The sequence below is a fragment of the Schaedlerella sp. genome, from assembly GCF_056796775.1.
The window spans coordinates 137319-151213 of sequence record NZ_JBQIKP010000001.1; the positions used below are offsets into that span (position 1 = coordinate 137319).

At 50.3% G+C, this 13895-nt stretch carries 8 protein-coding genes; 1 reads left to right on the plus strand and 7 read right to left on the minus strand.

What is annotated here, in order from left to right:
* Positions 1-21 precede the first annotated feature (21 nt).
* The 7 genes from ACTOY7_RS00590 to ACTOY7_RS00620 form a co-directional block, all read right to left on the minus strand.
* Positions 22-906, minus strand: coding sequence for a hypothetical protein (locus ACTOY7_RS00590; RefSeq protein ID WP_482671079.1), 885 nt, complete (start codon positions 904-906; stop codon positions 22-24).
* Positions 907-970: 64 nt separating this feature from the next.
* Positions 971-2374: an alginate O-acetyltransferase AlgX-related protein gene (locus tag ACTOY7_RS00595; RefSeq protein ID WP_482671080.1), complete on the minus strand. Its 1404-nt coding sequence runs from the start codon at positions 2372-2374 to the stop codon at positions 971-973.
* Between the two features lie 24 nt (positions 2375-2398).
* The gene (locus ACTOY7_RS00600; protein WP_160281463.1) at positions 2399-3802 is read right to left on the minus strand and encodes an MBOAT family O-acyltransferase; all 1404 of its coding nucleotides are present in this window, start codon (positions 3800-3802) and stop codon (positions 2399-2401) included.
* A gap of 80 nt (positions 3803-3882) precedes the next feature.
* Positions 3883-4713 carry a DUF1751 domain-containing protein gene (locus ACTOY7_RS00605; RefSeq protein ID WP_160281462.1) on the minus strand — a complete coding sequence of 277 codons (831 nt, stop codon included), beginning with the start codon at positions 4711-4713 and terminating at the stop codon, positions 3883-3885.
* 157 nt (positions 4714-4870) lie between these two features.
* Positions 4871-5518 (minus strand): hypothetical protein, encoded by a 648-nt coding sequence (locus ACTOY7_RS00610; RefSeq protein ID WP_482671081.1) that lies wholly within the window; start codon positions 5516-5518, stop codon positions 4871-4873.
* Positions 5519-5556: 38 nt separating this feature from the next.
* A complete protein-coding gene (locus ACTOY7_RS00615; protein ID WP_394682793.1) occupies positions 5557-7005 on the minus strand; it encodes a GBS Bsp-like repeat-containing protein in 1449 nt (482 codons plus the stop codon).
* 321 nt (positions 7006-7326) lie between these two features.
* Positions 7327-8484: a transposase gene (locus ACTOY7_RS00620; protein WP_016298688.1), complete on the minus strand. Its 1158-nt coding sequence runs from the start codon at positions 8482-8484 to the stop codon at positions 7327-7329.
* A gap of 1061 nt (positions 8485-9545) precedes the next feature.
* Here ACTOY7_RS00620 and ACTOY7_RS00625 point away from each other — a divergent pair.
* Positions 9546-13883 (plus strand): acyl-CoA dehydratase activase-related protein, encoded by a 4338-nt coding sequence (locus tag ACTOY7_RS00625; RefSeq protein WP_482671870.1) that lies wholly within the window; start codon positions 9546-9548, stop codon positions 13881-13883.
* The last annotated feature ends 12 nt before the right edge of the window (positions 13884-13895 follow it).

Sequence of the window (13895 nt, forward strand, 5' to 3'; positions counted from 1 at the left end):
CCGTATCCTGTTTTCATACCCTTAATACCGCAGTACTCCCTGTCCGCCAAGACAGCTTTCCCCGGATTGGCTGACATCCTGTCCGCCGGAATCAGCCGGCTGTTCGTAAACCGGCTCCTGATAAACCGGTTCTTCATAGACCGGCTCCTGATAAACCGGCTCCTCATAGACCGGCTCCTGATAAGTCGGCTCCTCATAGTACTGCTGTTCATACTGCGTCTGAGCCTGTGCCTCCGCCTGCGCCGCAGCAGCCGCCTCCGCTTCTTTTTTGGCCTGCTCGGCTGCTTTGCGTTCCTCTTCTTTTTTGGCCTCTTCCTTCTTTGCCTTCTCCGCAGCAGCCTGGGCCTCTCTCTGTGCCTTCAGCGCAAGCGCCGTCTCTTTTGTGCTGACTTCTTTTCCTGAATCCGCACTCTTATATGTTACATATCCAACCTCATCTTCAAAATGCAGCTCTGCCTCTTCCATATCATCCAGTTCAAGCCCCGTAATCTCAACCACATGTTCATCCTCATATGCCAGGCTGAGGTCATATGTGACCGGGGTCTTTGAATCTTCTGCCGAATCGCCTTCCTCCGGTGTATAATACAAGCATAACGTTTCCTCTTCCTTGATCCGCATTCCCTCGTCCAGCAGATTGTCCGATGCCTCCTTCGCGGCTGATTCCTTCACCGACAGGCCGATGATATCTCCTCCCATCTGGTTGGTCAGCAAAATCCTGAGGGCATCCCTGGATTCCTCTCCTATGGTTTTGTACTCTGTCTCTTCTTCCTTTTCCACCTCCTTTTCTTCACTGATCTTTGTTTCCGGTTCTTTCGCTTCCTGTGTGCTTTCTTCTTTTTTTCCGCATCCAAGAACCAGGCAGGCTGTCCCAATCACCAAAATTCTTGTAAAAGTTCTCTTTTTCATCTGATCGTATCCTCCGTAACTCTCATTCTTTTTCTGCTTTCACCGGGACCGTCCGGTCCGTATTTTATCTTTTCAGCTCTTCTGTCCGTACGATCGTCTGGATATCGCCGTTTACGAGAATGATATCCATACGCACCTTCCCCTCCGGGAGGGACGACTTTTTCAGATAGAGCTGATATCCGTCATCATTCCACCCCTCTTCGTCCATTGACGAAGTGCAGAACGCCTCACGCGTAACGGCTTCCCCGTCCTCTGTCCGGACCGATACATAGATCTGCGAATCCATTTTTACAAAATCCGGATCCAGTCTCCCCTCAACCACATACCAGGAGCCGTCCTCTCTGATGGAAAATGTGGTATCGGTTGCCGCCGCAGTCAGATTCTCCGGCACCCGTACCGGCCCCTCCATGACAGGGGGCTGCTCCGCAAAAAAGGAAATTCTCCTCTCCACCCGTTCCACGATCACATACTCCGGACGATACTGATCCAGATTTCCCAGATTGTAAGGCACCAGACGGGAAAAATACCCATGCTCAAATTCATTTGCCAGAAAAGGAAGCATGGAATTTCCGAAGGAATCCCGGAACATGAGAAGCGTTCCCTGTCCGTTTGGATTGATGGTCTCGATCCAATCCTCCTCTGTGCTTTTTACGTCATTGACATATGCATAGATCGGGATCCGGTCATAATAAATATTATCCTCCGGCTCCGCAGCCACGGAATAAAGCATCTCTGCTAGATCTCCGGTCTGTTCCTTCCTGACCTCGCAGGAGGAATAGGAAGATGCGTCCAATTCCCTGTCAAGTCCCTCCAGCAGCCTGCTGCATGCCAGAAGCGCTCCCTTGTTGTTCCAGTGGGAATCCTCCTGCAGATACAGGCATTCCTCCGATTCTTCAAAGGCCTCATACAGATCCACATAATGGATCCCCGCCTCTTTGAGGAGGGCATTGATGCGGACCCGGTTATTGTCCCTTCCCCGCAGATAATTGGACGGCATATTACCGTCATACAGGGAATTTTTATTGGGAGCTATGGTAAGCACAAATCTGCTCCCCCTCTCCTCAATGTGCTGCTGCATCAGAGAGAGGTTGCTGACTGCGTTCCGGAGTCCCTTGTCCGACATCTGGTTCTCTCCCAGATAGTCATCCAAAGTCCCCGTAAAATAGAGCCAGCCGTCCTTCCCCACCAGCACCTGGTCCGAGGCCGACACGCCAAGAAGGCGCCCCCTGAGCAGCGCGTTGGCCGCCACCAATTCCTGCCGAAACGCAAAATGCTCTTCAAAATACGTACCCAGTTCTCCCAGAAACCGGGGATTCCATATCCCGTCAGTCCGAAGCTTTGGAAATGCTGCCAGTTCTTTGTTTTCTGTTGTTTCATTGGTCGCTGCCACGCTCATTCCCGCAAACGGAACCAGAACGAGGACCAGGACAGCCGCTATATAGATCAGGTACCAGATTTTCTTTTTCATCGTCTCATTCACTTCATTCCTTTTCTAAAACCGGAAGTAGATAAACGGATTATAGGTCCCCCCGGACAGACTCAGCATACACAATACCAGGAGCACGACCGTGCACACATAGGAGCCTGGTCTGAAAATCAGCTCCGCGGCGCCTCCTGATCTCTCTGCCAGCCGGCTTCCCCATTGTCTGACCGGGCAGGACGCAAAGACACAGACTGCCAGGGTAAGCACCAGCAGAGGGTTCATCTGCCGCAGGGCAAAGCTCATGGCCTCCGGCCCGAAGGACATCCCGGCAAACATCTTCCCGATCAGGGAAACTCCCTGGAACAGCGTATCTGCCCGAAAGATCACAAATCCTGTGCACACGGCAAGCATGGTATAAAGATGCCCCAGCACTCTGGGCAGTTTTTTCACCGGAAGGATTCCCTCCAGCAATAAAAACAGACCATGATACAGCCCCCACACTACAAATGTCCAGTTTGCCCCATGCCACAGCCCGGTGCAGAAAAACACGATCAGCTTATTCATGTATGTACGCGCGGCGCCCTTTCTATTTCCTCCGAGTGGGATATACAGATACTCCTTAAACCAGGTAGACAGTGAGATATGCCATCTGCGCCAGAATTCCTGTACACTGCCGGAAATATACGGGTAGTTAAAATTTTCCTGAAAGGTAAAGCCAAACATATGCCCCAGTCCGATGGCCATGTCGCTGTAGCCGGAAAAATCAAAATAGATCTGGAACAGGTAGGATACCGCCCCGATCCACGCAGACAGAATATTGACTTGGGACAGTTCTGCGGCAAACACTGCGTCCGCTGCCAGCGCAGCCGTATTGGAAAGCAGAACCTTCTTGGACAAGCCGACGATAAATCTGCGGAATCCGGCCGCGATCTCTTTCACATCGGTTGTTCTGTTTGAGATCTGCTGTTCGATATCATGATATTTTACGATCGGTCCGGCGATCAGCTGCGGAAAAAACGAAATATAAAGCAGCATACTTCCATAATTTTTCTGCGCCTTCACCTGGCCCCGGTATACATCTATGACATAAGACAATGCCTGGAACGTAAAAAACGAGATTCCGATCGGCAGGCTGACCTTTAAGGGCGGGATCCGCGCCCCGGTCAGTCCATTGCATGTCCCGATCAGCATATCCGCATATTTAAAAATTCCAAGTATCAGAAAATTGGTACATACGGCCAGGATCAGAACCGGCTTACGCCTTCCGGACCATTCCATCAGCAGGCCATACAGATAATTCAGGCTTGCGCTGCCTGCCATCAGGAGTACATAGACAGGCTCGCCGTATGAATAAAATAATAAACTGCTGATGATCAGCAGAACATTCTTTGCGCGCATGGACGGTATCACATGATACAATAAAAATACCGCCGGAAAAAATACGCAGAGAAATGTCATTGAACTAAAAACCATAGCTGCTTCTCCAAAAGTCCCCTGCGGAGATTCCATGTTCCCGGAAGAATCTCCGTCCTCATAAGTTGTTTTCACACACGTTACTTTACGTGCTCATGTGTAAATAGATGATCCTGACAATACTCATAATTGCCGTTACATTTGGAACAGAATCTGAATTCCAGGGAGGGGTCGTCCAGTTCCGTCCTCCCGCACACCGCGCATCGGTGCATGGCGCCGTTCGCATAGGTCATATGCGGACGCGACTGTTTCTTAAACTTCCGCTTTCTCGCCTGCTCCTTCGGTGTATAGGGCCGCATATTCCTGCCGGACAGAAAAAACAAAATAAAATTCAAAAGGGAAGCCACGATGGCCGTCCTTGTCATCCAGTTTCCCCTGACCAGGTCATACAGGATATAGGCCACATAGACATAAGCCATCCACTTGATCTTGATGGGCAGCACAAAATACAGCAGAAGCTCCATATCCGGATAACTGGCCGCAAACGCAAGAAAAATAGACATATTAATATAGTACGTGCTGAAAAATCTGCCGTATCCCACCATATCCGTGCCGAAAAACACGGCCAGGATGAAAGCACCCAGCACGGTAAATAAAACCCCGGAAAAAATATAGACATTATAACGAAAGGCCCCCCATGTCCTCTCCAGCGCCGTGCCCAGCTGATAGTAAAGCAGCATCATGATCACGATCGTCAGAAGACTTCCGCTGGGCGGCACCAACACCCAGGACAAAAGCCGCCAGACCTGTCCTCTTAGAATATATGCCGGCTCCAGGGTCAGCCAAGAAAGCAGGGCGGGCTGCATGAGTGAGACCATATATCCGATCACATAGCCCCCGATCAGGTACATAGTCAGGTTTGGAATTGCATATCTGCCGAATTTTTTTTCTAATTGATCCAACCAGTTCAAAAGTCTTCGTCTCCTCTTTTCTTTTCTTCGATTCTATCATGTATAATTCTACCGTCAGGAGACGTTTTTGTCAAATATATGTTATATTTTTTTGTGAATTTTCCATAAAAAGCGCAGGAGATGCTTTCACACCTCCTGCACGTATATCCGCTTCGGCCTACTGAGCCTGTAATGACAATGCCATCTCCTTCGTGCTGATCTCTTCTCCGGAATTCACGCTGACATATTTGATAAATCCGACTCCATCCTCAAAGCAAAGCTCTGCCTCCTGTATGTCATCAAACATCAGCCCGGCGATCCGGATCTCCCGTCCGCTCTCGTTGGCAACGCTGAATTCATAGGTCGTTCTGAGCATCTTCCCGGAGCTGGTCTGGGCCCCCTCCGCCTGAGATGGAGCGTAATACAGGCAGACTGTCTCCTCGTTCCCGATCTTCTGATCCGCCTCCATCATGTTCTCCGGAAATTCCGCGTCAGAGGATGCTTTGACCGAAAACGCCGTTATTGCTTCTCCGGTATGATTGGTCAGCAGTACCCGATGCGCATCCGCAGACTCGCTCCCGATCGTCTTCTGTCCGGTCTCCGCTTCGTCTGCTTCCGGGGCATCCTCCTGCGCCGCCCCATCCTGAGTATCCTCTTCCTGATCCTTCGGTTCTTCCTGTTCCTCCGGCTCGTTCTCTTCTTCCCTGCCTTCGGTTTGTTCGGTCACTGCCCGGTCCTCCGTCGGGCCGCTTTCTTTTTTGCCGCAGCCCAAGATCAGACATGCCGCCCCGATCACCAGAAGGCCTGTCAAAATCACATGTTTCATAAATCCCCTCCCCATATCTTTCTCAAACTGCCGCCACATTATTTCTGATATGCATAAGGAGCGGTCGCATATGTCGTCATATAAAATCCATAGCCCGGATTTTCATACTGGGATTCCGGATCGCAGATATAGGTGGCGCCGTTCATATAAATCTCCACCCATGCATGGGGGCCCCATCCGCCGGAATACAGCGGCACGGAACCGTACACCATCGTCGCGCTGTATCCCAGCTGGCGCGCCATCGCCGCAAAGGCTGCCGCATAGCAATAGCAGTTCCCGCTTCTCTGCTCCAGCCCATAGATAGCATACCAATCTTCTTGGGAATAGCCGGCCTCTGGCTGCAGAGGAATCGGCAGTGTCTGGTAAGAAATATTATTGACAACCCAGTTATAGCAGGTAAGCAGCTTTGTCCCTGAATCCATGGATCCGTTGGTAATGCTTCCGATCACTGCGCTGGCATCCCTTGCTGCTCTCGGCTGCGTGGCAAAATTCAGCGTATAGCTGACTCCGCCCACAAAACTGTTCTGCCCATTCATCTGTATATATGCATGCGTGATATAGGTGCCCGTACTTCCATGGCTTGTCCCGTCCACATTGACATACCAGATGCCATCGCTGGAACGGATCCCCTCATACCAGACCAGGTCATCCTGCCCGTTCACCTCGCTCCATGTAGGGAACAGGACTCTGGAACTGTATCCGTCAACCCAGGGCGCTACAACCTGAACCTGATACTGCGAGTCGCTGATCCTGGCCGTCTGGATACTTGCGGTCATATTATTTTCAACATAAAATGTGCCTCCTGTCAGGAACTGCATGGAGCCGTCGGACAGCACGGCATAAGCATGTACGTTATAATTCCCTGTCTGTCCGTGGCTGCTGATCGGAACCGTACAGGAAAAACTCCCGTCCGTATATCTGGTTCCCTGATACCACCACAGGTCATCCTGTCCCCCCTGGTCAGCCCACACCGCAAACTGCACGCCGCTCAGCCCCTGAAGCTTGGCATTGTACAGATCAATCTGATAAGAAGCCCCGCCGTTCAACTCAGCTACAGTCAGATCGCCGGCATAAGTCTCATAATAGGGTTGAGATACGGCTGTCACCTGGAAACCGGTATACCCCATCAGATACAGATAGCCGTCCGTGGTCTCTACATACGCATGCACCGTATAGCTGCCTGTCTCTCCATGATTGCTCACCGGCACATCGCACAGATAAGTCCCGTCGCTCATCTCATCGGCCCGGTACCATTGTATGTCATTCTGACCATTCTGATCTCCCCATACCGCAAAGAGCGTCTGGTACACATTCGTGAATTCAGACTGGTTCATTGCGATCCTGAACATCCGCTGTGTCTGGTCAACGTCCGTTGCGCTCAGATAGAAATCTGCCGCTGAAGCTTCGATCGGATTGCAGATCGAAATACCAATACACACCAGCATCCAAAAAAATACAGGGATGAACCGTTTTAGTTTTCTGTTCATGTTCTCACTCCTTTTTATCTGAATTTCCCCTGTTCATTAATACAGGAAAAGCGTATCCTCCGCAGAACTCTGCGGCACGCTCCTCCTTCCCCTACGTAATTTTACCCTATTTTAAGATACCATCTGGCACAGAATTTGTCAATATTATCCATTTTATTGCAGCTCTGACGCTTAAATTTATTTTTTTCTTCCAGGCTATGAAAATTTCATATCTTCCACAGCCTTTTCTTAGTATTATGGATTCCAGGAAACAGTATTCCCTTGGTTTCCTCTATTCAATTTCCAGCTTCCTTTTGAATCCCCCCTTCCTTCGAGACCTGTCTATTGTAATCGGATCTGTATGTTCTTTTTTATTCCAATGTATTCTTTCAACCTGACAGCCTGAAAGGATTCCAGTATCTTCTGATGCTTTTGTTCCATACTCAGATGCATCCCTTCCCATAATCTTCCCCATGTCTCCATTATCTGTGCAATCATGTGCCCGATCTGGATCAGGTAATAATGGTTTTTGATCCCCTGGTAGTTTTTACTGAACAAGTGCTTCAAATAATATCCCTGATTCTTTTGCGTATTAAACCCTTCATTTTCTATTTTCCAGCGCATCCGCCCCTTCTCCACCAGATCGCATACGTTCTTTTTTCTCACCGGCAGACTTGTCAAAAAACAGAACGACTTTTTTTCCTCACGTTCGATTTTGCACATCCCTCTTTTTATGGTCCGTTTCAGTTCCTCACCATACTCCATCAAATTGATTTTACATCCGTTATAGTCAATCTCATTTACATAATCATACCAGTATCGGCCATTTTTTATTTTCGTTTCCTTTCGGTTCTTTTCCAAGTCTTTCAGTTTTCTATATTCCTTTCCTACTGTCGGGATACTTCCCTCCTTAAATCGGATCAGATACTGCCACCGGTATTCCCCGCATTTCCGGAAAAATGGCTCACATGCATACAGGCTGTCCGCACATAGGCAGATATTTAATCTTGGAAACTGCTTCTTCAGCTTTTCCATCAGTCTCACGCCTGCTTTCCTTTCGCAGTCCTGCTTGTCCATCTCTTTCCCATCATTTTCCACAAATTCGGTCATAATACTTACTACAATCTTGGGATGCAATACCAACTTTGCCTCCAGGACATAGTAATAATTCTCGCGGTATTCTTCCGGCTTGCCTTTGTGATGGATCCGGTACATGCATTTCGGATCCAGCGGCTTACGGCTGCTGTGTAACTGGGTCCCGTCTAAAATGATCTGCCAGTGTTTCTCTCCAATTCGCGCCCCTTGGAACGCCTTGCTCCGCAGCAGGCGGTACACCAGTTTCCAAATGACTTCCTGCAGAGATTCCGGCTCCAATTTTTCCAGATACCGGTTGATGGTCTCCCAGTAAGGGAGCTCGCGGACGGTTTCTTCCTCTGCGCATAGTTCCCAGATATTTTCAATCATGAGATCCGAATTGAATTCTTCACTTGTTTTTCTCATACTGCTGATGTAAAATATAGAAGAAAGGATACGGGTCATTAGGAGCACGGCAGACGGATAGGTAATATAGCTTTGGTTTCTGGGATCCGGCAGTTTTTTCAGCAGTGGCACCAGATCCGGGAAGTAGTGCCGGATCAGTTTTGAGAGTTCACATGCAAGCTGGAGTTTCTGTAAGTTTTCCCGGGTTTCTTTTCTCGTAACCGCTATTCTCTTTTCATGTAAAAAACCTCCTTCTTTTATGGGTGAAGATATGTTGTTGGGTTAATTACATTATCTCTCATTTTTCCATAAAATGGGAGGTTTTTTTATGATTTCCTACCTTTTTGCGATTTTAGCCAAAGTCATCAGATAATTTCTGCGTTTCTTCTATTATAATATACGCAATACCCATAGAACACTCTGGTATTGGGGCCGAAAACCACCCGATTCAGATTTCTTTTTTCCGGAATTGCGCGTCAGACGGATATCTCATTAAAACTTAAAGTACGCCTGATCCGTAAAGAAACTTTTCCATAGATCATTTGGGAATGTCTGACAATCAATGACAGTAGCAGACCATATCCCCTGTTTCGAATGCTATCCTAAATGAAAATGGGGATTCCCTTTATCCAGATGAATGATTTGTCCCATGTTTGATCTCCCTTGCCGGAACAGATGCTTTTTAAGTGAGCAACATATGAAACAGACCCTGGTGTTTCATGGCTCATCTTTTTGTTCCATCCAACAGCTCTTTTACCCTGAGTGCGAAGAAAAAATTTCCCGCCTCTTTACCAAACCGTCTTAATGTCTTTAAATTACGTATGATTTCAAAACAAAAAATATTTAAGCGTCGGAGCTGATTTTATTGCGGCTCCAAAAAAATTTCCAGCTGTCCTTTCTAAAAACTTCATCCAATTATATGATTTTCCCAAAAAAATCAATTCCTGCCAAAAACGTTCATCACATTTCCGATTGTCTTTTTTTTAATCTTGTCGTATAATGTATCTTGTTGTCGAGTGAAAGTCAACATTTAATAGGAAATAACTGACATAAAATCTTTATAAAGAGGATGTGGAAATCATATGAATTTGAATGACTTATACAGCCTGGGAATCGATATCGGTTCCACCACGGTTAAGATCGCAGTACTTAACAGCAGCCGTGAGGTATTATTTTCTGATTATGAACGGCATTTTGCCAATATCCAGGAGACTCTCTCCGACCTGCTCGGCCGGGCCCTGTATGCCTTAGGCCCCATCCGGGTGTCTCCGGTCATTACCGGGAGCGGGGGACTGACCCTTGCCACCCATCTTGAGGTGCCTTTTGTACAGGAAGTGATCGCAGTCTCTTCTGCGTTGCAGGACTATGCGCCCCAGACAGATGTGGCCATCGAGCTGGGCGGGGAAGACGCGAAGATTATCTATTTTGAGGGCGGCAATGTGGAGCAGCGCATGAATGGCGTCTGTGCCGGAGGGACGGGTTCCTTCATCGACCAGATGGCGTCCCTTCTGCAGACGGATGCTTCCGGCCTCAATACCTATGCCAAAAATTACAAGGCCCTTTACTCCATTGCGGCCCGCTGCGGGGTGTTTGCCAAATCAGACATCCAGCCGCTGATCAACGAAGGCGCATCCAAGGAAGACCTGGCCGCTTCCATTTTCCAGGCAGTGGTCAACCAGACCATCAGCGGCCTGGCCTGCGGCAAGCCGATCCGGGGACACGTGGCCTTCCTGGGCGGACCGCTGCACTTTTTATCCGAGCTGCGTGAGGCTTTTGTCCGCACCCTGAAGCTGGACGACGAGCATACCATCGTCCCGTACCAGTCCCATCTGTTTGCCGCCATCGGCTCCGCACTCAATGCAAAGCCGGAGTCTGCAAAGGTGCCCCTTCGTGAGCTGCAGGAACGGCTGGCCGGCAAGATCCGGATGGAATTTGAAGTGGACCGGATGGAACCGCTGTTCGCGTCTACCAAAGAATACGAGACATTTATCAGCCGCCATAACCGGCACCAGGTTCCCATGAAGGACCTTTCCTCCTATCAGGGAAAAGCCTTTCTGGGCATCGATGCCGGCTCCACCACCACGAAAGCCGCACTGGTGGGCGAAGACGGAACACTGCTGTACTCTTTTTACCATAACAATGAAGGGGATCCCCTGGGCACCACCATCCGGGCCATCAAGGACATCTACAGCCAGCTTCCGGAGGGTGTGGAGATCGTCCATTCCTGCTCCACCGGCTACGGGGAGGCGCTGATCAAGGCTGCCCTCCTGCTGGATGAAGGAGAGGTGGAGACCGTGTCCCATTACTACGCCGCTTCGTTCTTTGAGCCGGACGTGGACTGCATCCTGGACATCGGCGGACAGGATATGAAGTGCATCAAGATCAAGAACCAGACCGTAGACAGCGTCCAGCTCAACGAAGCCTGCTCCTCCGGCTGCGGTTCCTTTATCGAAACCTTTGCGAAATCTCTCAACTATTCGGTAGAGGATTTTGCCCATGAGGCGCTCTACGCCCGCAATCCCATCGACCTGGGAACCCGCTGCACCGTATTTATGAATTCCAAGGTCAAGCAGGCCCAGAAGGAAGGGGCCGAGGTCGCGGATATTTCCGCCGGCCTTGCCTACTCTGTCATCAAGAACGCACTGTTCAAGGTCATCAAGGTGTCCGACGCGTCCGAGCTGGGATCCCACATCGTGGTACAGGGCGGAACCTTTTACAACAATGCGGTGCTTCGGAGCTTCGAGAAGATTGCGGACTGCGAGGCCATCCGTCCGGATATCGCCGGGATCATGGGCGCCTTCGGCGCCGCCCTGATCGCCCGGGAGCGTTATACGGAATGCGAAGGCACCACCATGCTCTCCATTGAGGACATCCAGGCGCTGGAGTATTCCACCACCATGACCAAATGTAAGGGCTGTACCAACAACTGCCGTCTGACCGTCAGCCATTTCAGCGGCGGAAGACGGTTTATCACAGGAAACCGCTGTGAACGCGGACTTGGCAAGGAAAAGTCTGTCAATCAGATGCCCAACCTGTTTGACTATAAGATGAAGCGGTATTTCGGATATACTCCGCTGGAAAAAGAGGAGGCTCTGCGCGGCACCATCGGCATTCCGCGGGTGCTGAACATGTATGAAAACTATCCCTTCTGGTTTACATTTTTTACAAAGCTGAAGTTCCGGGTGCTCCTTTCCCCGGCTTCTACCAGAAAGATCTATGAATTGGGGATCGAATCCATTCCCAGCGAGTCCGAATGTTATCCGGCAAAGCTGGCCCACGGGCATGTCCAATGGCTGATCAACCAGGAGGCGCGGCATATCTTCTATCCTTCCGTCCCCTTTGAACGGAATGAATTTGAGGAGGCCAACAACCACTACAACTGCCCCATCGTAACCTCCTACCCGGAGAATATTAAGAATAATATGGATCCCATTGTAAAGGGCGAGGTGGATTTTATCCATCCTTTCCTCAGTTTGAAAAGTGAGGAGACCATCGCCTACCGTCTGACGGAAGAGCTGTCGAAGAAGTTCTCCATTTCAGAGGAGGAGATCCGCTCTGCCGTACATGACGCATGGAAGGAACTCTCGGCGTGCCGGAATGATATGCGCCGAAAGGGTGAGGAGACGATCCAGTTCCTCAAGGATACCGGAAATCGGGGGATCGTGCTTGCCGGCCGGCCCTATCACATTGACCCGGAGGTCAACCATGGGCTGCCGGAGCTGATCACTTCCTACAACATCGCGGTGCTGACCGAGGATTCCGTGTCACACCTGCACGAGGTCGAACGCCCCTTAAATGTGATGGACCAGTGGATGTACCACTCCCGCCTGTACGCAGCGGCAAATTATGTAAAGACTGTAGACTTCCTGGATCTCATCCAGCTCAATTCCTTCGGATGCGGCCTGGATGCGGTCACCACGGACCAGGTGGCGGAAATCCTGACCAATTCCGACAAGATCTATACCTCATTGAAGATTGATGAGGTCAACAACCTGGGAGCTGCCAGAATCCGTGTCCGCTCCCTGTTAGCCGCGATCCGCGTTCGGGAGCAGCGCAACGCAAAGCGGAATATCTGTCCGGCTTCGATCGAGAAGATCTCCTTCACCAAGGAGATGCGCAGGACCTATACGATACTCTGCCCCCAGATGTCGCCCATGCATTTTGAGCTGCTGGAGCCTGCGTTCCGTGCTTCCGGCTACAACATCGCAGTGCTGCCCAACGACAACAAGCAGGCCGTGGACGTGGGATTAAAATATGTAAACAACGATGCATGCTACCCCTCCCTGATGGTGGTGGGCCAGATCATGGAGGCCATCCTGTCCGGAGATTATGACACCGACCGTCTGGCCGTGATCATTACCCAGACCGGCGGCGGATGCCGTGCATCCAATTATATCGGATTTATCCGCAGGGCGCTGAAAAAGGCCGGGTACGCGCATATCCCCGTGATCTCCCTGAACTTAAGCGGATTGGAGGAGAATCCTGGCTTCAAGCTGACCCCGGTCCTGGTGCTGCGTGGAATCTACGCACTGGTGCTTGGGGATATCTTCATGAAATGTGTCTACCGGATGCGCCCCTATGAGGCTGTTCCGGGAAGCGCCAACGCCATGTACCGGAAATGGGCTGAGATCGCCAAGCAGTTTTTGGCCCAGGCCTATCCGTCCCGGAGCGGGTTCAAAAAGCTCTGCCGGGATATTATCCGGGATTTTGACCGCCTGGAAATCCGGGAGGTCAAGAAACCAAAAGTCGGCGTAGTGGGCGAAATCCTGGTGAAATTCCTTCCCGCCGCGAATAATTACCTGGTGGAGCTTCTGGAAAGCGAAGGCGCCGAGGCGGTTGTCCCGGATCTGCTGGATTTTCTGATGTACTGCTTCTATAACCAGAATTTCAAGGTATCCCATCTGGGGATGGAAAAGTCCAAAGCGAAAATCGGGAATCTCGGGATCCGGGCGCTGGAATGGTTCCGCGCTCCTGCCACAAAGGCATTTGAATCGAGTCGGCATTTTGCTCCTCCCACCCCGATCGAAAAGCTGGCGGAGATGGCCTCGGGAATCGTATCCCTGGGCAACCAGACCGGGGAAGGATGGTTTTTGACCGGGGAAATGCTGGAGCTGATACATAGCGGTACGGAAAATATCGTATGTACCCAGCCCTTTGCCTGCCTGCCCAACCATGTGGTGGGAAAAGGCGTCATCAAGGAGCTGCGCCGTCTGTATCCCCAGTCCAACGTGGTTGCCATTGATTTTGACCCGGGCGCAAGCGAAGTAAACCAGCTCAACCGAATCAAGCTGATGCTGTCTACAGCGAATAAAAACCTGGAGATCGACTCCGAAAAACAGGGTGAGAGAGACCGATATGCGGAAGATATTGACCGCACTGCTTTTCCGCTAAAAAAGAATTATAATTATGGAAGGCTGTAAAGAAAACAAAAA

Excerpts from the sequence above, each read along its gene's own strand:
- ACTOY7_RS00600 (WP_160281463.1), bottom strand. The coding sequence starts at position 3,802 with ATGGTTTTTAGTTCAATGACATTTCTCTGCGTATTTTTTCCGGCGGTA.
- ACTOY7_RS00620 (WP_016298688.1), bottom strand. The coding sequence starts at position 8,484 with ATGAGAAAAACAAGTGAAGAATTCAATTCGGATCTCATGATTGAAAAT.
- ACTOY7_RS00625 (WP_482671870.1), top strand. The coding sequence starts at position 9,546 with ATGAATTTGAATGACTTATACAGCCTGGGAATCGATATCGGTTCCACC.
- ACTOY7_RS00590 (WP_482671079.1), bottom strand. The coding sequence starts at position 906 with ATGAAAAAGAGAACTTTTACAAGAATTTTGGTGATTGGGACAGCCTGC.
- ACTOY7_RS00595 (WP_482671080.1), bottom strand. The coding sequence starts at position 2,374 with ATGAAAAAGAAAATCTGGTACCTGATCTATATAGCGGCTGTCCTGGTC.
- ACTOY7_RS00615 (WP_394682793.1), bottom strand. The coding sequence starts at position 7,005 with ATGAACAGAAAACTAAAACGGTTCATCCCTGTATTTTTTTGGATGCTG.
- ACTOY7_RS00610 (WP_482671081.1), bottom strand. The coding sequence starts at position 5,518 with ATGAAACATGTGATTTTGACAGGCCTTCTGGTGATCGGGGCGGCATGT.